The organism is Paenimyroides aestuarii (assembly GCF_024628805.1).
Lineage (GTDB): Bacteria > Bacteroidota > Bacteroidia > Flavobacteriales > Flavobacteriaceae > Flavobacterium > Flavobacterium aestuarii_A.
Map to the genome: position 1 here is coordinate 499,645 of NZ_CP102382.1, position 17,953 is coordinate 517,597.

General features: G+C 35.5%; 16 protein-coding genes and 2 tRNA genes. 12 read left to right on the forward strand and 6 right to left on the reverse strand.

Annotation, left to right across the window (positions count from 1 at the left end; genetic code table 11):
* Window positions 1-7: 7 nt before the first annotated feature.
* The 3 genes from NPX36_RS02380 to NPX36_RS02390 are packed head-to-tail and all read left to right on the forward strand — an operon-like array spanning window position 8 to window position 1,840.
* Window positions 8-604: a LemA family protein gene (locus tag NPX36_RS02380; RefSeq protein ID WP_257499831.1), complete on the forward strand. Its 597-nt coding sequence runs from the start codon at window positions 8-10 to the stop codon at window positions 602-604.
* 1 nt (window position 605) lies between these two features.
* On the forward strand, window positions 606-1,046 hold the full coding sequence (locus tag NPX36_RS02385; protein WP_257499832.1) for a TPM domain-containing protein: 441 nt from the start codon (window positions 606-608) through the stop codon (window positions 1,044-1,046).
* Window positions 1,046-1,840 (forward strand): TPM domain-containing protein, encoded by a 795-nt coding sequence (locus tag NPX36_RS02390; RefSeq protein ID WP_257499833.1) that lies wholly within the window; start codon window positions 1,046-1,048, stop codon window positions 1,838-1,840. The genes NPX36_RS02385 and NPX36_RS02390 overlap by 1 nt, the downstream gene beginning before the upstream one ends.
* A 203-nt stretch (window positions 1,841-2,043) precedes the next feature.
* Here NPX36_RS02390 and NPX36_RS02395 read toward each other — a convergent pair.
* Both NPX36_RS02395 and NPX36_RS02400 read right to left on the reverse strand, forming a co-directional pair.
* A tRNA-Met gene (locus NPX36_RS02395) sits at window positions 2,044-2,116 on the reverse strand.
* Between the two features lie 77 nt (window positions 2,117-2,193).
* A tRNA-Met gene (locus NPX36_RS02400) sits at window positions 2,194-2,266 on the reverse strand.
* A 115-nt stretch (window positions 2,267-2,381) separates the two neighbouring features.
* Between NPX36_RS02400 and era the strand changes: the two genes are divergently transcribed.
* The 9 genes from era (at window position 2,382) to NPX36_RS02445 (ending at window position 12,382) form a co-directional block, all read left to right on the forward strand.
* Window positions 2,382-3,266: a GTPase Era gene (gene era / locus NPX36_RS02405; protein WP_257499834.1), complete on the forward strand. Its 885-nt coding sequence runs from the start codon at window positions 2,382-2,384 to the stop codon at window positions 3,264-3,266.
* Between the two features lie 30 nt (window positions 3,267-3,296).
* Window positions 3,297-4,607, forward strand: a complete 1,311-nt coding sequence (der, locus tag NPX36_RS02410; protein ID WP_257499835.1) for a ribosome biogenesis GTPase Der — start codon at window positions 3,297-3,299, stop codon at window positions 4,605-4,607.
* A 511-nt stretch (window positions 4,608-5,118) separates the two neighbouring features.
* Complete coding sequence (locus NPX36_RS02415) at window positions 5,119-6,720, forward strand: fumarate hydratase (protein ID WP_317618273.1); 1,602 nt, start codon at window positions 5,119-5,121, stop codon at window positions 6,718-6,720.
* A gap of 396 nt (window positions 6,721-7,116) precedes the next feature.
* Complete coding sequence (locus tag NPX36_RS02420; protein WP_257499837.1) at window positions 7,117-7,608, forward strand: hypothetical protein; 492 nt, start codon at window positions 7,117-7,119, stop codon at window positions 7,606-7,608.
* Window positions 7,592-7,789, forward strand: a complete 198-nt coding sequence (locus tag NPX36_RS02425) for a helix-turn-helix transcriptional regulator (protein WP_257499838.1) — start codon at window positions 7,592-7,594, stop codon at window positions 7,787-7,789. Before NPX36_RS02420 ends, NPX36_RS02425 begins: the two co-directional genes overlap by 17 nt.
* Before the next feature lie 150 nt (window positions 7,790-7,939).
* Window positions 7,940-9,097, forward strand: coding sequence for a serine hydrolase domain-containing protein (locus NPX36_RS02430; protein ID WP_257499839.1), 1,158 nt, complete (start codon window positions 7,940-7,942; stop codon window positions 9,095-9,097).
* On the forward strand, window positions 9,094-9,807 hold the full coding sequence (locus tag NPX36_RS02435) for a 3'-5' exonuclease (protein WP_257499840.1): 714 nt from the start codon (window positions 9,094-9,096) through the stop codon (window positions 9,805-9,807). The genes NPX36_RS02430 and NPX36_RS02435 overlap by 4 nt, the downstream gene beginning before the upstream one ends.
* A 345-nt stretch (window positions 9,808-10,152) precedes the next feature.
* The gene (locus NPX36_RS02440; RefSeq protein ID WP_257499841.1) at window positions 10,153-10,599 is read left to right on the forward strand and encodes an OsmC family protein; all 447 of its coding nucleotides are present in this window, start codon (window positions 10,153-10,155) and stop codon (window positions 10,597-10,599) included.
* 94 nt (window positions 10,600-10,693) lie between these two features.
* On the forward strand, window positions 10,694-12,382 hold the full coding sequence (locus tag NPX36_RS02445) for an ABC transporter ATP-binding protein (RefSeq protein ID WP_257499842.1): 1,689 nt from the start codon (window positions 10,694-10,696) through the stop codon (window positions 12,380-12,382).
* 34 nt (window positions 12,383-12,416) lie between these two features.
* Here the strand turns inward: NPX36_RS02445 and NPX36_RS02450 are convergent, their stop codons facing one another.
* From NPX36_RS02450 to porM, 4 genes are read right to left on the reverse strand one after another with little or no spacing between them, the layout of a single operon-like run.
* Complete coding sequence (locus NPX36_RS02450) at window positions 12,417-14,339, reverse strand: ABC-F family ATP-binding cassette domain-containing protein (RefSeq protein ID WP_257499843.1); 1,923 nt, start codon at window positions 14,337-14,339, stop codon at window positions 12,417-12,419.
* 4 nt (window positions 14,340-14,343) lie between these two features.
* Window positions 14,344-15,405, reverse strand: coding sequence for an NAD(P)/FAD-dependent oxidoreductase (locus NPX36_RS02455; RefSeq protein WP_257499844.1), 1,062 nt, complete (start codon window positions 15,403-15,405; stop codon window positions 14,344-14,346).
* Window positions 15,406-15,461: 56 nt separating this feature from the next.
* Window positions 15,462-16,346 (reverse strand): type IX secretion system ring subunit PorN/GldN, encoded by an 885-nt coding sequence (gene porN / locus NPX36_RS02460; RefSeq protein WP_257499845.1) that lies wholly within the window; start codon window positions 16,344-16,346, stop codon window positions 15,462-15,464.
* 13 nt (window positions 16,347-16,359) lie between these two features.
* The gene (porM, locus tag NPX36_RS02465; RefSeq protein ID WP_257499846.1) at window positions 16,360-17,928 is read right to left on the reverse strand and encodes a type IX secretion system motor protein PorM/GldM; all 1,569 of its coding nucleotides are present in this window, start codon (window positions 17,926-17,928) and stop codon (window positions 16,360-16,362) included.
* Window positions 17,929-17,953: the final 25 nt, after the last annotated feature.

Sequence of the window (17,953 nt, forward strand, 5' to 3'; positions counted from 1 at the left end):
GAAAATTATGAAAAAATGGCTTCCTCTAATAATAATTGCAGTAGTAGCAATTGGAATTTATTCATGGGTAAAAGGAGTAAACAACACCGCAGTAACTTTAAACGAGAATATTAAAGAAAGTTGGGGAAATGTTGAAACTGCTTATGAAAGAAGAAACTCTTTGATAGGAAATCTTGTAAATACGGTAAAAGGAGCTGCCGATTTTGAAAAATCGACACTAGAAGCAGTTATCAATGCTCGTTCAAAAGCAACACAAACAACTATTGATCCAACCAATATTACACCTGAACAATTAGCAGCCTTTAGTCAAGCACAAAGCGGTGTAAATAGTGCGCTATCGCGTTTGTTGGTTACTGTTGAAAAATATCCTGATTTAAAAGCAAATCAAAATTTTATTAAATTACAAGATGAGTTGGTTTCCACAGAAAATCAAATTTTAACAGCACGTACCCGTTTTAATGAAGCAGTAAAACCATACAATAACCATATAAAAGTATTCCCAAATAACTTGTTAGCAGGTATTTTAGGATTTAGCGAAAAAGGATATTTTAAAGCCTCAGAAGGAGCGGAAAATGCACCTGAAGTAAATTTTGATTTTAAATAAGATGTCGATAACCGAAGATTTTTTAAGCCTTTCTGAAGAACAGGAAATTGTAGCCGCCATTGTAACGGCCGAAAAAGAAACATCGGGTGAAATACGTGTGCACATAGAAGAACATTCTGATTTGCCTGTACTAGAACGTGCCCAAGAAGTTTTTAAACAATTAGAAATGCATAAAACAAGCGCCCGCAATGGCGTTTTGTTTTATATAGGCGTTAAAGACCGGCATTTTGCAATTATTGGCGATGATGGAATTGATGCGGTGGTTCCCTACGATTTTTGGGAAGCAACAAAGAAAAAAGTCATTGATCATTTCAAAGCCAATCAATACAAACAAGGTTTAATAGCAGGTATTCTGCATACAGGTAAGCAACTGAAATATTTTTTTCCGTATCAGGGTGCAGATGACGTAAACGAATTACCTAACGAAATTTCAAGAGGTTAATGAATCCATTCAAAAAAATAACCACTCTATTTGTTTTGCTTTTCCCTTTATTGGTTCTGGCACAATTTAATATACCCGCAAAACCAAGCCAGGCAAGCGAACAAACCAGTGTGTATGACTACGCTAATTTATTATCACCCAACGAAAAACAACAATTAGAACAAAAGTTAATAAAATATGCCGATACCACAACAACACAAATTGTGATAGCCATTATTCCTAGTTTGCAAGGCGAATATGAAGGAGAATTGGCTCCGAAATGGGCACACAAATGGGGAATTGGTCAAAAAGATAAAGACAACGGTGTTTTCATTCTATTAGCAGAAAAAGAAAAAAAAATATGGATTGCTCCGGGTTATGGATTGGAACATCTTTTAACAGCTGGAATTAACGGCGAAATTATTAGAAATTATATCATCCCCGAATTTAAGAAAGGTGATTATTATGCCGGATTAGATATTGGAACCACCAAGCTGATGGATCTTTTTTCGGGAACTTACAAAGGAACTCGACAAGAAAACAAAAAAAGCAGCAGTGGTTTTCCTGTTTTTTTTATCATCCTTATTGTTATTATAATAATTATTGCCAGTAAATCGGGCGGCGGTAAAGGAAACAATCGCGGACGTCGCGGCGGCCCCGACTTAATGGATATTATTATTTTAAGCAGTCTAGGTCGTGGAGGCGGCGGTGGCGGTTTTGGAGGCTCTTCTGGCGGCGGTGGCTTCGGTGGCGGATTTGGCGGTGGCTTCGGTGGCGGCGGATTCTCTGGTGGTGGTGCCGGCGGAAGTTGGTAAAAACCATTTAAAATATTTAAAGCAGTTCATTGGAGCTGCTTTTTTTTAATCATTATATAAGAATTTTGACTAAAGTCTTATAACACACCATGTAATACCATCGGGCTGAAACCCGACACATTTAAATTTATATACTGTTAAACTACAAATTCCTCCATTTATTAAAATCAAAAAAAGCCCCAGATTTCTCTGAAGCTTTCTAGTAGCGGGAACTGGACTCGAACCAGTGACCTTTGGGTTATGAGCCCAACGAGCTACCTACTGCTCTATCCCGCGCTGTGCGTTAAATTGAATTTTTATTACGATTAAAAAACGAAATTCTAAACATTTTTTAAAAGGACTTCTAGTCTTAGTAGCGGGAACTGGACTCGAACCAGTGACCTTTGGGTTATGAGCCCAACGAGCTACCTACTGCTCTATCCCGCGCTATTGTGGTGCAAAGATAAGGCAACTTTTTGAACTACCAAAGTTTTTACAACAATTTTTAAAATTAGTGTGTTTCACGAATATTGACTAACTTTGCAAATTATTACAGAAATTTATGTCGCACAAAGCTGGTTTTATAAATATTATCGGAAATCCAAACGTTGGTAAATCAACTCTTATGAATGCTTTTGTTGGTGAGCGTTTGTCCATCATCACCTCAAAGGCACAAACAACACGCCACCGCATCTTCGGAATTGTAAATGGCGACGATTTTCAAATGGTCTTTTCGGATACACCCGGAATCATCAAGCCTGCTTATGAATTACAAAGTTCGATGATGGATTTCGTGAAATCGGCTTTTGAAGATGCGGACATTCTTTTGTATATGGTGGAAGTAGGCGAACGCGAATTGAAAGACGAAGCTTTCTTTAAAAAAATCACACATGCAAAAGTACCGGTTTTGTTGCTGTTGAATAAAATCGATAAATCAAACCAAGAACATTTAGAAGAACAAGTGGCTTTGTGGAAGGAAAAAGTTCCCAACGCAGAAATACTTCCTATATCGGCACTAAACAATTTTAATGTGGATACGGTTTTCAACCGCATTCTAGAATTGCTGCCCGAATCGCCACCTTATTATCCAAAAGATGCGTTAACCGACAAACCCGAACGCTTCTTTGTGAATGAAATCATCCGCGAAAAAATTCTTTTAAATTATCAAAAAGAGATTCCGTATTCGGTAGAAATCGAAACAGAAGAATTTAAAGAAGAAGAAAAAATCATTCATATAAAAGCGGTGATTATGGTGGAACGCGACAGCCAAAAAGGCATCATCATTGGTCACAAAGGATCGGCACTAAAAAAAGTGGGAATGGAAGCGCGCGCCGACTTAGAGAAGTTTTTCGACAAGCAAGTGCATATCGAACTTTTTGTAAAAGTGAATAAAGATTGGCGAAACAACCAATTTCAATTACGCCGTTTCGGATATCAACAAAAATAAAAAATCACACTTTTTAAAAGTGCACATTATATGAACAACATTGTAGCAATAGTAGGAAGACCCAATGTAGGAAAGTCAACCTTTTTTAACCGTCTTATTCAAAGACGCGAAGCCATAGTAGATTCGGTAAGTGGTGTTACCCGTGATCGCAATTATGGAAAAAGTGAATGGAACGGAAAAGAATTCTCTGTAATCGATACCGGTGGATATATTAAAGGATCAGATGATATTTTTGAAGCTGAAATACGCAAACAAGTAGAATTGGCAATTGATGAAGCCGATGCGATTGTATTTTTGGTTGATGTGGAAGAAGGAATCACCCCAATGGATGATGAAGTGGCAAAATTGTTGCGCAAGGTTACCAAACCGGTTTTGTTGGTTGTTAACAAAGTGGACAATGCCAAACGCGAGCAAGATGCTTTTGAATTTTACAATTTAGGCTTGGGCGAATACGTGACCATGTCTGGAATGAGTGGCTCTGGAACGGGCGAAGTATTAGACAAGATTGTTGAAATTTTACCGGAATTGCCAGAAGTTGAAGAAGTAAAAGACGAATTGCCTCGTTTTGCAGTGGTTGGTCGTCCAAATGCAGGGAAATCCAGCTTTATTAACGCTTTAATTGGCGAAGATCGTTTTGTGGTTACCGATATTGCAGGAACAACGCGCGATGCGATCGACACAAAATACAACCGTTTTGGTTTTGAATTCAACTTGGTGGACACAGCAGGTATCCGTAGAAAAGCAAAAGTAAAAGAAGATTTAGAATTTTACTCGGTAATGCGCTCTGTGCGTGCTATTGAGCATGCCGATGTTTGTATTTTAGTGATTGATGCAACTCGTGGTTTTGAAGGTCAGGATCAAAGCATCTTTTGGTTGGCAGAAAAAAACCGCAAGGGAATTGTAATCTTGGTAAACAAATGGGATTTGGTTGAAAAAGACACCATGACCTCGTTTGATTACGAGAAAAAAATACGCGAAGAAATAGCGCCGTTTACCGATGTGCCTATTCTTTTTGTATCAGCTTTAACAAAACAACGTTTACTAAAAGCGTTAGAAACAGCTGTAGAAGTGTATGAAAACCGCAAACAACGTATCGCAACATCAAAATTTAACGAAACCATGTTGCCGATTATTGAACACAATCCACCACCGGCAATTAAAGGGAAATACATTAAAATTAAATATTGTATGCAATTGCCAACACCTGTGCCGCAGTTTGTGTTTTTTGCCAATTTACCGCAATATATTAAAGATCCATACAAGCGTTTTGTAGAAAACAAATTACGCGAAATTTATAATTTTGAAGGAGTACCGATCGAGATTTACTTCCGTCAGAAATAATTACAAAAGGAAAGGTTTAAACGTCTTTCCTTTTTTTGTATCAAAATTTAACAAAATCAACAACCAAAAGAGTATTTTACAATTCCCACAGATGCACAGATAATTATTTCAAACAAAACAATCTCTATTTATCGAAAGTGAAGAGTCCTATTTTTATTTTCCATGGTGAAAAAGATTATGTTATTGCACCAGAAAACTCATTGCAATTGAAGCCTCTTATAAAAAATAAAGACACTATTTTTCTACTTAAAAACCAAGGTCATATCGGTATTAACGATCATTCGCAATATCGAAAAGAATTAATTGCTATACTCAAGTAGATTTTTTACTTTATTCAAAAAGGCACAAAATATACACGATTACTATTATTTAAAAGTAAAAAAAACAGCATTAATGAACTACATTTCGAACAGAAGATAAAACAACCATTCTCTTTTTTTTATGAAATTCAATTAAATTTTAGACTGATTTCATTAAATTTACGCTAATAAATAACATTACACTAAAAATGATTGATTTTCTATATCAGGATTCATTTCCTGTTCAAAAAGATGATACAACGTACCGAAAAATTTCTTCAGATTATGTAAAAGTTGAAAAATTAGGCAATCGGGAAATTTTAACGGTGGATCCAAAAGGATTGGAATTATTGGCAGAAACAGCAATGACCGATGTTTCATTTATGCTGCGTACGTCGCATTTAGAAAAATTACGCGCTATTATCGATGATCCCGAAGCTACAGACAATGACCGTTTTGTTGCTTACAACTTATTGCAAAACGCAGCTGTGGCGGTTGATGGCGAATTACCATCGTGCCAAGATACTGGAACGGCAATTGTACTAGCAAAAAAAGGCGAAAATGTTTATACCGGAATTGATGATGCAGAGGCTTTATCCAAAGGTATTTTCAACACCTATATCAATAAAAATTTACGTTATTCTCAAATCGTTCCAATTTCAATGTTCGAAGAGAAAAACTCGGGATCAAACCTTCCGGCTCAAATTGATATCTATGCTAAAAAAGGAAATTCGTACGAATTTTTATTCTTGGCAAAAGGTGGTGGATCAGCAAATAAAACCTTTTTATATCAACAGACCAAATCGTTATTAAACGAAAAATCGTTAGAAGCGTTCATAAAGGCTAAAATCATGGATTTGGGAACGGCGGCTTGCCCTCCTTACCATTTGGCGTTGGTTATTGGTGGAACCTCGGCCGAAGCTACATTGGCTACCGTTAAAAAAGCGTCTGCGGGGTATTACGATCATTTACCAACAACCGGAAACATGGCCGGACAAGCATTTCGCGATTTGGAATGGGAAAAACGCGTGCAGCAAATTTGTCAGGAATCAGGTGTGGGTGCGCAATTTGGCGGTAAATATTTGGTACACGACGTGCGCGTAATTCGTTTGCCACGCCACGCAGCATCTTGCCCGGTTGGTTTGGGGGTTTCTTGTTCTGCCGATCGAAATATCAAAGGAAAAATTACTGCCGATGGTATTTTTGTGGAACAATTAGAAACAAATCCTGCAAGATTATTACCCGAAACGGCTCCGCATTTAGAAGAACCCGTACATATTGATTTGGATCAACCTATGGAAAACATTTTGACAGAATTGACCAAACATCCAATCAAAACCCGATTAATGTTGAACGGAACCGTTATTGTTGCCCGCGATATTGCCCATGCAAAAATCAAGGAACTATTAGATAACGGCGAACCAATGCCAGAATATTTCAAGAATCACCCGGTTTATTACGCAGGACCTGCAAAAACTCCGGAAGGGATGCCTTCTGGCTCTTTTGGACCAACAACCGCGGGACGTATGGACAGTTATGTGGATCAATTTCAAACAGCCGGCGGATCTATGATCATGTTGGCAAAAGGAAACCGCTCGCAACAGGTTACTGATGCTTGTGCAAAACACGGCGGTTTTTATTTAGGATCAATCGGTGGTCCGGCAGCTATTTTGGCTAAAGACAATATTTTGCGTGTAGAAGTTGTAGATTTTCCTGAATTGGGAATGGAAGCCGTTCGTAAAATTACCGTTAAAGATTTTCCTGCATTCATTATTACCGATGATAAAGGAAACGATTTCTTTCAGAATTTGTAAAGAGTTATAAGCAATATGCTTTAAGCCAAAAGCTCTATAAGGTGCAAACTTTATAGAGCTTTTTTTATTCATATTATCCCGAAATTGTTTTCAGGGTTTCATAAAAAAACTATAAACCCAAATTTGAATCTAAATTCGCTGATAATTAACCATAAACACATATTAACTAATCCTGCAAGGTCTTCTTTTGGACCTTGTAGGTATCATTAAAAAAAAGAGCTACAAGGTTTTAAAAACCTTGCAGCATTCCAATCAGTATCTTATCTATATATCAAAGTGGTTTCTATCGAACTGAGTGTATTAAGTATTTTTATTTTTACTATTTGTAAAATATTTTTTACATAATGTAATTTTTTTATTACATTTGATTCGAATCAATTTTTAAAACTATATATTATGAAAAATATTTATCTATTCCCGAACAAATTAAAAATTCCGGCATTAGTACTTTTCTTATTTTCTTGCATTGCAATGCTATTAGAAGCTGCAGAAATTTATACTTTACCCGAATTAAAAACATCTGTTTTTGCTGTAGTTTCTGATAAGGGAAATTTATTTAATCCTTCTGCGGAATATTCTTCAATAATAACAAATAGCATTACTGATGAAATTATAGAATGCATGTTTTTCATCAGTGGTATTGTTTTAGCATTTTCAAAAGAAAAAATTGAAGATGAATTAATTACTTTTATTAGATTTAAATCTTTGGTTTATGCTACATATTTTACAATACTTTTATTAGTATTAAGTGAAATTTTTATTTATGGCTGGGCATTTTTAAGCTTTTTAATGATTTATTTTTATTCGTTTATTCTCTTTTTAAACATCTTCTACTACACCAAATTATTCATCTATAAAAAACAATTCAGTTATGAAAACGAAGATTAAAGTATTCCGCGCCATTCATAACATCACGCAGGCAGAATTGGCAGAAAAATTAGGTGTTACAAGGCAAACCATCAATGCAATCGAAGCCGGGAAATACGCTCCTTCAGTAGAACTCGCTTTGCGCATGTCTAAAATGTTCCAAGTAACTGTAAACGAAATCTTTCAGTTAGACGATGAATAATCTTACAATGGATGCACAGATTTTATATTAAACCATTATCACAACTATAACTATAGAAGTATCCAAAAAATTAATGAAAAAAATCTCTGACAAAAAATAAACCAGAGCATGAATATATTTTGTTATCTTTAATTATCAAACTGAAAAAATATGAAATATATTCTTAAAACACTCAAATGGCTACTTATTATTTTGGTAACGCTTATTGCTTTGTTATATATTTTTGGCTATGGCTATTTGCTTCGTGGGATACGTGTAACCTATTTAACTGGTCATAAAACAGCTTTTTTAGAAGATTACACGTATTTCAACAATCGAGAAATTAAAAAAGGAACAGCACAGCCTTGGCATCTATCTAAAAATTACAATAAAATTCCGGCTACCGAAAAGTTGAATCAAACGCATACAGACTTGCAAACTACATCGTTCTTAATCATTAAAAACGACAGTATTTTTCATGAAAATTATTTTGATATCGGCAAAGAAGACAGTAAAACCAATTCGTTTTCTATGGCGAAAAGCATTGTGGTATCGGCATTAGGCAAAGCAATTGATTTAGGAATGATTCAAAGTTTAGAAACCAAAGTAATTGACTTTTTACCCGAACTAACGGGCAAATTTGCGAAAGAAGTAACCGTTGGCGATTTGGCAAGCATGGCATCGGGGCAAAAATGGGACGAAAATTATTACGGACCAACTTCTGTAACAACACAGGCTTATTTTAAAACCGATTTGCGTTCGCTGATGTTGAGTTTACCGATTGATGAAAAACCGGGACAGAAATTTAGCTATCAAAGTGGCGACACGCAACTACTGGCAATGGTTTTAGAAAAAGCTACTAAAATGCATTTGGCTGATTTTGTGTCGAAACACTTTTGGCAACCCATGGGAATGGAACATGATGCATTGTGGCAAATCGACCATAAAAACGACGGAATTGAGAAAGCCTATTGTTGTGTAGCCAGCAATGCGCGTGATTTTGCTCGATTCGGAAAATTGTATTTGCAAAACGGAATTTGGAATGGTGAACAAATTCTATCTACCAGCTTTATTTTTAAAGCAATCAATCCCCGCTTCAAAGAAAGCCCGCAATATGGATATGGTTGGTGGTTATCGAACTACAAAAACAAGCACATTTACTACATGCGCGGTCATTTGGGACAATTCACCATCGTAATTCCCGAAGACAACATCATCATTGTTCGTTTGGGACACATCAAAGGCTTGCAGACTACAACCGATCCGCACAGCAATGATTTGTACGTGTATATCGATGAAACCTATAAAATGTTAAACCAAGCACTATGATTGATAAAATAGTTTTACCAAATATTCTTTTTTTGGATATTGAAACCGTGCCGCAATCAGCATTTTTCAATGATTTGCCCGAAGAAGCACAACAATTATTTGCCGATAAAACGCAGTATCAACGAAAAGACGATTTAACACCCGAAGAATTTTACAATCGTGCAGGAATTTGGGCAGAATTTGGAAAAATCATCTGCATTTCGGTAGGATATTTCACGATTAAAAATGCCGAACGCCAGTTTAGAACAAAATCGATTATTGGCGAAGAAAAACAATTGTTGGAAGAATTTAATGATCTGGTAAAAACACATTTTTCCAATCCGGCATTTGTGTTTTGCGGACACAATATCAAGGAATTCGATATTCCCTATATGTGTCGCCGCATGCTGATCAACGGAATAAACATCCCTGAAAAACTGCAACTTTTTGGCAGAAAACCTTGGGAAATTCCGCATTTAGACACCTTAGAACTATGGAAATTTGGTGATTACAAACATTATACGTCACTAAAATTATTGACTTATGTTTTAAACATTCCGTCGCCAAAAGAAGATATCGATGGTAGCGAAGTGCGCAATGTATATTACAACGAAAAAAACATCGACCGAATTTCAAAATATTGTGAGCGTGATGTGGTTGCTGTTGCACAAATTTTCTTGAGAATGCGCAATGAACCTATTTTGAGTGATTCTGAAATTGTTTCGGTTTAAATCCCTGCAAGGTTTTAAAAACCTTGTAGGTTTAAATAAAAACAATTTCAAACAAACTGAAAATATTTCTATTTTCAATGTCAAAATGTTAAATTTTAAAAATAATTTTCTTTTTAAAAAATAAATTTAGAATTTTGTTCCGAAATAAAGATCGACATAAAAATTAAAATGCAACAATTTATAAAACATACAAACAACTGTAAGATGTGGAAATATTCCCGCAGAGGTTTTGTATGCACTGAATTGTAACCATTTTTACAATATAATAATGTGAATCCTCTGCCCAACCGCAGGGGATTTTTTTTTTTGCCCAATAATTTAATATTAATCCATAAACCAGTAATCATGAGCCTAGAACAAATTTCATTATTAAGTTTTGCCAACCAAAGCCAGTTAAACATTAAAAGCAGCGAATTGCAATTTTCAATCACTCAAAATGATATGAAGAAACATTCAAACGCCCATTTTGAATATCTTTTAGCAGGATTTGCAGCGTGTATCAATATGGTGGGACATCAGGTTGCAGATGACTTGGGCATGGATTTAAAATCGATTCAAATTGAAATCAAAGGAATTATAAACACCACTAAAAAGCAAGGCAATAAAACAAAAGATCGCAATGGTTTTCAGCGGATTGAACTTAGCGTGAAACCCGTAACCAATGCCGATCTAACAACCTTAAAATTTTGGATGGATGAAATCAAAGAACGTTGCCCAGTATATGATAATTTACTCAATTCAACACCCATTGATTTTGTAGTAACCAAAGATTATACGCAAAAAGTAGCTTGATTTAGCAAGGAATGACCAAAAACTATTCGCTTAAAAAAATTGTTTAGTTTGTTTTTACTACCTTTAGTTTTTATAATTAGGGGTAGTATTTTTTATGAAAGAACCGATTTTAAGGGTAGAAAATTTAAGCATTTCGTTTTTGCAGGAAAAAAAATGGAATGAGGTTATTCACGCAATATCGTTTGATGTTTTTCCGAACGAAATTGTGGGAATTGTTGGAGAATCGGGTTCTGGAAAATCGGTTTCAAGCTTGGCTGTAATGGGATTGTTGCCCAAGAATGTTTCGAAAGTGCATCCTGAATCGATCTTTTTTAAAAACGAAGACATCACCAAATATTCCGATAAGGCATTTCAGAAAATTCGCGGTAAAAAAGTATCGATGATTTTCCAAGAACCAATGAGTTCTTTAAATCCGTCGATAACATGTGGCGAACAAGTGGCTGAAATTTTAGCAACCCACACCCAGCTTTCAGAAAAAGAAATTAAAACTGAAGTATTGCGGTTGTTTGAGCAAGTAAAATTGCCCGATCCAAAAACAATCTATCATAAATACCCCCACCAAATTTCGGGTGGCCAAAAGCAACGAGTAATGATTGCCATGGCAATTGCCTGCAAACCTGAATTGCTAATTGCCGACGAACCCACCACAGCTCTAGACGTAACGGTTCAGAAAGAAATCATAGTATTGCTAAAAAAATTACAACAAGAAACAAAGATGAGTGTTGTTTTTATTTCGCATGATTTAGCTTTGATTTCTGAAATTTGCGACCGCGTCTTAGTAATGTACAAAGGTGAAGTGGTAGAACAAGGTAATGTGGAACAAGTTTTTCATGAACCACAACATCTTTATACAAAAGCATTGATCGCTTCTCGTCCATCCCTCCATGTGCGTTTAAGAAGATTGCCAACTATTCAGGATTACTTAAACAACAAACCACACGAGCCCGAAATAACAGCCCAAGAGCGTGAAAACCATTTGCAAAAACTCTACGCACAAAAGCCACTTCTTCGCGTTGAAAATGTAGCGAAAGAATATCTTTTAAAAACACATTTGTTCAAGTCGAACGATTATTTTAAGGCGGTAAACAACGTAAGTTTTAAGATGTATGAAGGCGAAACACTAGGTTTGGTTGGTGAAAGCGGTTGTGGAAAATCTACATTAGGAAATGCCATTTTACAGTTGGATCCTGCTACAAAAGGACAGATTTTTTACAGAGATAAGGATATTACCAAATTATCGAAAAGCGAATTAAAAGAACTGCGAAAAGAAATTCAGATTATTTTTCAGGATCCATTTGCTTCCTTAAACCCAAAAATAACAGTGGGCGAAGCTATTTTAGAGCCAATGAAAGTGCATAAATTGTACGATAATAACAAGCAACGCAAAGAAAAAGTACTGGAATTATTGGATAAAGTAGGGTTATTACCTGAACATTACGACCGATATCCACATGAATTTTCGGGAGGTCAGCGCCAGCGAATAGGTATTGCACGAACCATTGCGGTGAATCCGAAATTAATAATTTGCGACGAATCTGTTTCGGCATTGGATATTTCGGTGCAAGCCCAAGTTTTGAATTTACTAAATGATTTAAAAGATAATTTTGGATTTACTTATCTGTTTATTTCCCACGATTTAGCAGTTGTAAAATATATTTCCGATCAGATCATCGTGATGAACAAAGGAAAAATCGAGGAACAAAACGAAGCGGATCAGCTGTTAAACAACCCTGAAAAAGCTTATACAAAAAAGTTGATAGACGCTATTCCGAAGGGTATATAAATTCAAAAGGCTGCACATTTTATGCAGCCTTTTTTTATATAGCATCTATTTCTTCTTGAACCTGTTCCCATTCTTGCATGGTTTGTTCTAAATCGGTTTTCAATTTTTCGTAGGCAGCAAACCATTTACTATCATTCATTAATTGCTCATAGTTCTCGGCCAATTCTAAGTCGGCTTTTGCAATTTTCTTTTCTAATTCGGTTATGATGCTTTCTGCTTTGCTTAACTTATTGTTTAATGTTTTTATACGTTTTTGTTCGTCGTATGAAAGCGATTTTTCAACTTTTTGAACTTCTTTAACGCTTACCGTTGCAGTTTGTTCTTTCTTCTGTTCAAAATCGCGCATATCACTGGCGTTGCGTTCTTCTAGAAAGTAATTAATGTCGCCTAAATATTCTTTTATTTTTTGATCTTTAAACTCATAAACCTTATCGGTCATTCCTTGTAAAAAATCACGGTCGTGGGAAACCAAAAGCAACGTTCCTTCGTAATTTTTCAATGCTGCCTTTAATACATTCTTCGATTTTATATCCAAGTGATTCGTTGGCTCATCCATCAACAACACATTAATCGGTTTTAAAAGCAACATGGCCAATGCCAAACGATTTCTTTCACCACCCGATAATACTTTTACTTTCTTATCCACATCATCGCCCCGAAACAAAAACGAGCCTAACATGTCGCGTACTTTTGATCGATTTGCATCTGTGGCCGCATCAATCATCGTATCTAAAAGTGTTTTCTCGCCATCTAAATAATCTGCCTGATTTTGTGCGAAATATCCCAATTGTACATTATGTCCAATCTTAATGTTTCCCTGGTAATCAAACTCATTCATTATCGCCTTGATCAGGGTAGATTTTCCTTGACCATTTTGCCCTACAAAAGCTATTTTACTTCCTCGTTCAATAAAAAGGTTAATGTCTTTAAAAATAATTTTATCATCAAATGCTTTTTGCACATTTTCCATTTCTAAAACTACTTTTCCGGGTGTGATTGAAACTGGAAAAGAAATATTCATCACAGAATTATCGTCTTCATCTACCTCAATCCGTTCCACTTTATCCAACTTTTTAATTAAAGATTGCGCCATGGAAGCTTTAGTGGCTTTATATCGAAATTTCTCGATTAATTTTTCGGTTTCTTCTATTTTTTTAGCTTGATTTTTCTGAGCCGCCAACTGCATTTCTCGCATCTCCTGCCTTAAAACCAAATATTGTGTGTAGGGCTTATTGAAATCATAGATTTTTCCTAATGAAATTTCTATGGTTCGGTTGGTGACATTGTCTAAGAACATTTTATCGTGCGATACCAACACCACAGCTCCTGAAAATGATTTTAAAAAGGTTTCCAACCATATAATCGATTCAATATCTAAGTGGTTTGTGGGTTCATCTAATAGCAAAATATCATTGTTTTGAAGCAATAGTTTTGCCAATTCAATACGCATGCGCCAACCCCCTGAAAAAGTATCGGTTAATTGATCAAAATCTGCACGTTTAAACCCTAAACCCAACAATACTTTCTCGGTGTTTCCTTGATATAAATAACCACCCAAAATATCAAACCGATGAGTTAAATCACTTACTTTTTCAATAATTTCGTGATATGCTTCTGATTCATAATCGGTTCTGTTAATCAATTCGGCATTCCATTTTGCCAATTCTTTCTCCACATACTGAATTTCATCAAAAGCCTGATACGCTTCCTCCAAAATGGTTCTTCCTTTTACAAAATCGATATCTTGCTTTAAAAAACCAATTTTAATTTCTTTGTCAAACGCAATGGTTCCGGAATCTGGTTCAACTTCGCCCGAAAGAATTTTTAACATGGTAGATTTTCCTGCCCCATTTTTCCCTACCAAACCTACTCTATCGCCAGCTCCCAAGCGAAAAGTTACATTTTCAAACAAAAAATCGCCGCTAAACGCAACCGACAAATCGTGTATATTAAGCATATTGCTATTTTATTAATTGTAATTTTTTGTAATATCTTGCTACATTGATATTGTGATCCAAAGGTACATTATTTTCTATGTTTTGATACAATTTATCTGCAAGATACGGCCCTAATAGCACGCCGCGTGTACCCAAACCGTTTAAAACATGAATATTTTTGTATTGATAGTGAGCACCCACCAAAGGTCTGCGGTCTTTAACAGTGGGGCGGACTCCTGCCACATGATCTATCACTTCATACGGACAAGAAATCAACTTTTCTAATCCTTCTAAAAGTTCTGCCCTTGCTTGCTGTGTTGGAACATCGGTTTTGTCAGCCCAATCGTAAGTAGCACCAATCTTGTACATATCATCTCCCAAAGGAATGATAAATATGTTTGATTTAACGATGCTATGCAGCTTCAAATTTGGAATTCGTACATAAAGCAATTCTCCTTTTGTTCCATCTAAAGGTAAAAGATTAAAAAAAGGATTGTTATGCATGGAAAAACCTTCGGCAAAAATTAAATGTTTCGCTTCTACATTTTTATAAATAACTCCTTCAGATTTCATATATACGTCCTCATAAATAAATTCCTCTTCAAGGAATAGTTCATGCGTTTTGAGAAACCTTTGATAGGCATTTATAAACCGACCTACATTTAAAAATCCGGTGTTATAAACTTCTCCGAACAAAAAGGGACTATCAATATGCGGAATCTCTTCTTTCTTAAGCTGCACATTCAAATGTGGAGCTGTCAAAGGATGATCACATGCTAAAAACCAATTATTTTGCTCTTCGATTGATGCAAATTTTCTGTAAATAGGTACTTTATAGTAAAAAGAATCTTGCAGTAATTTCTCCGCTTGCGGATAAAAGTTATGGGCCAAAGCGATTTGATCATCGGCCTCCCATATCGAAGTAAATCTTTTTAGAACCAATGGATTAAACATACCACCAGCAACTTGAGAGGAAGTTCGTTTTCCATGATCTATTACCACAAACGATTTATTGTTTTGCCAACAAAAATCCGCAAAACAAACGCCAGCTAATCCAGCACCTACAATTAAATAATCAACTTTCATAATAATAAAAAAAACTCTTATCAAATGATAAGAGTTTTATAGTTTAGATTACAAAATTAGTAATTCCATAAATCATCTTCAAATTCTCGGATCGATTCTTTGATACGCTCTGCTTCTAATAATTGCATCATGGCATTACCCTGTACATAGTCGCTAATATTTCTGTCTCCATAAATATTGTCCGCCTTATAAATTGTACTAGAGAACTTACGTGCATTGAACAGGTAGTCAAAGTTAATCTTCATTGCCGGATTTTTCTCATTATAAGCATACGAATTGTATAACACATCGCGTGCATCCGGGAAGAAAATCCAGAATAAAGGAACAGCTTGTTCAAACTCTCTACCTTTAGTATTTATATCTGTTACAACTGGTGCCAAACCTAACAAGCGGTATTTTAACTCTCCTGCATTGCGGTCTAAATACCACATACCCATCGTACGGTATTCTTGAACGTCATTAGGCCTAATTACTGTAGTATAAATATACTGCTCATCAATTTTACCCTCTAACATTAATTGCTCTTTACCATACTCTGTTGTATCCTTACGCATAAATTTAGATTCTAAGTCTTTTATATTTAATTTAAACTTAAAATTCTCGTCTTCATACACTTCATTGATCTTTTTGTTCATTACGGCATCTTTTAAAATGTTCCATAATGGTTTGCGATCCATGGTTTCTTCCATTGGAAAATAATACACCAAATTTTGTCTTTGGTCTAAAGGCAATACTTCCCATACTTTTTTCTGAAAAATAATATCGCGATCATTCACGTACTCATAAGGTATAGGTCCGTCAGCCTTTGCATAGATTTCTTCGATTGATTCATCACCAATCTCATTAGGCGACTGTGCATTTAAAATATTGTTCTGTGCAAAGGTTGCACCTGAAACAAATACTGCACAAGCCGTTAAAAATAAATTCTTAATATTTTTCATAAATTCGAATTTTTTATTGTATTGTATAAGTTGCGTCTGTTGGGTCTTTTACAATTACCTCAGGAGCTTCAACCAACTTAACTTTCATGTTTGTGATTCGTACTACATCACCAGGACGCAAACGGTTTGCTTTTGCTTGAACTTCAGGAGGAAGTGCACCACCACCATTAACAGTTTGAGAACCAATACCAGGGAATACAATGGTGTATTGAGTTACTCTCAAAGTTACATCAAAGTCAAAATCTTCCATTTTAGCAGTAACAGTTGATATAGCAAAATTGCTTGCAGGTCCTTTAGCATTAGGTTCATTTCGGATAAATCCGCGAGGACGAGGCAATGGTTTGATTCTAAATACTTGCTTTGATGAAATTGCTTTTCCATCAGGCATAGTACCTGTTGCAGTAATTACAGCTTCTTTACCAGCAGTAGGTTTAAACATAAACTTACCGTTACCAATTTTTCTTAAAGAACCATTTGTAGCAGAAGCAGTAACTTTATCAGATGTGATTCCTTCCACAGTAATAGAGATAGGGTTGTCTAATCCAATGTAAACTACATTCATTTTATCTGCTGAAATGGTTGCAGAACTTGGACGGCTAACCACCATATAGTTAGAGTTTAAGATATCTACTACAATCGGTTCACCATCTTCCATGAACGTAAATTTACCAGTAAATTTATGCTCTCCTAAGCCAGACGCAGTAGAAGTTCCTTCTACCTGACCTGCTTTAATTCTTGATTGAGGAATAGTTGCTCCATTTACCACAACCGAAGTTGGAACAGTTGAAGTATCATAACGACCCAATACTACTTTATACTTAATAGGCTCTCCTTGGTAATAAACTGCTTTATCAGGAATAACCATTGCTTGGTAATGCTTCATTGAAGCAGCTTGCTTTAAAGAATTTCCAAGGAATAAGTTATATGCTTCATGCTCTAATTGGCGCACATCGTTTTGCATTGATGATAAATAAGCCAAAGAAGAAACTGCTGGATAACCTTTAAAGTGATAATCTAAATAAGGAATATCTTTTCCATCTTTATTCTTAACATCACTTGTATTAAATCTCTTCTCAATATCATCAACAAGAAATTTATACTTAACATCGTTTCCTACAATAGCTTTAAAATCAGATTTGTATTTTGCAATACGTCCCATGATTTCTTTACCTTTTGCAGATAATCCTTCACCTTCAAACCAACCATAGTCAATTGTTTGACCTTTGTCCATTTGCTCGTAAGGCAATTTATTTGTTTCCGAGTCTATTTCAAAACCTTTAGTTGCATCGCTTTTTAAAGAACCTATATAATTATAAAATTCTGTGGAAAGCTTTTCAACTTGTTTTGCCTTTTCATAAGGATCGGTATAACGTGCAGGTTCATCTTCAGCTTTCATTGCCAAGCCTGCAAGTAATACTTTATTTGTATCCTCAGCATTTGCATTTGCTGATTCAAACTTTTCATTCATTAATCCAAAAGCGGTTAACACTTCTTTTGACATATTTAGGGCCATCATAGCGATGAACACAAGATACATCAGGTTAATCATCTTTTGTCTAGGGGTTTGTTTTCCAGATGCCATATCTAATTAGATTTTTTTAAGAGTT

Excerpts from the sequence above, each read along its gene's own strand:
- NPX36_RS02425 (WP_257499838.1), top strand. The coding sequence starts at position 7,592 with ATGAAAACGAAGATTAAAGTATTCCGCGCCATTCATAACATCACGCAG.
- NPX36_RS02445 (WP_257499842.1), top strand. The coding sequence starts at position 10,694 with ATGAAAGAACCGATTTTAAGGGTAGAAAATTTAAGCATTTCGTTTTTG.
- NPX36_RS02440 (WP_257499841.1), top strand. The coding sequence starts at position 10,153 with ATGAGCCTAGAACAAATTTCATTATTAAGTTTTGCCAACCAAAGCCAG.
- NPX36_RS02420 (WP_257499837.1), top strand. The coding sequence starts at position 7,117 with ATGAAAAATATTTATCTATTCCCGAACAAATTAAAAATTCCGGCATTA.
- NPX36_RS02390 (WP_257499833.1), top strand. The coding sequence starts at position 1,046 with ATGAATCCATTCAAAAAAATAACCACTCTATTTGTTTTGCTTTTCCCT.
- porM (WP_257499846.1), bottom strand. The coding sequence starts at position 17,928 with ATGGCATCTGGAAAACAAACCCCTAGACAAAAGATGATTAACCTGATG.
- NPX36_RS02455 (WP_257499844.1), bottom strand. The coding sequence starts at position 15,405 with ATGAAAGTTGATTATTTAATTGTAGGTGCTGGATTAGCTGGCGTTTGT.
- NPX36_RS02380 (WP_257499831.1), top strand. The coding sequence starts at position 8 with ATGAAAAAATGGCTTCCTCTAATAATAATTGCAGTAGTAGCAATTGGA.
- der (WP_257499835.1), top strand. The coding sequence starts at position 3,297 with ATGAACAACATTGTAGCAATAGTAGGAAGACCCAATGTAGGAAAGTCA.
- NPX36_RS02450 (WP_257499843.1), bottom strand. The coding sequence starts at position 14,339 with ATGCTTAATATACACGATTTGTCGGTTGCGTTTAGCGGCGATTTTTTG.
- era (WP_257499834.1), top strand. The coding sequence starts at position 2,382 with ATGTCGCACAAAGCTGGTTTTATAAATATTATCGGAAATCCAAACGTT.
- NPX36_RS02430 (WP_257499839.1), top strand. The coding sequence starts at position 7,940 with ATGAAATATATTCTTAAAACACTCAAATGGCTACTTATTATTTTGGTA.
- NPX36_RS02435 (WP_257499840.1), top strand. The coding sequence starts at position 9,094 with ATGATTGATAAAATAGTTTTACCAAATATTCTTTTTTTGGATATTGAA.
- porN (WP_257499845.1), bottom strand. The coding sequence starts at position 16,346 with ATGAAAAATATTAAGAATTTATTTTTAACGGCTTGTGCAGTATTTGTT.
- NPX36_RS02385 (WP_257499832.1), top strand. The coding sequence starts at position 606 with ATGTCGATAACCGAAGATTTTTTAAGCCTTTCTGAAGAACAGGAAATT.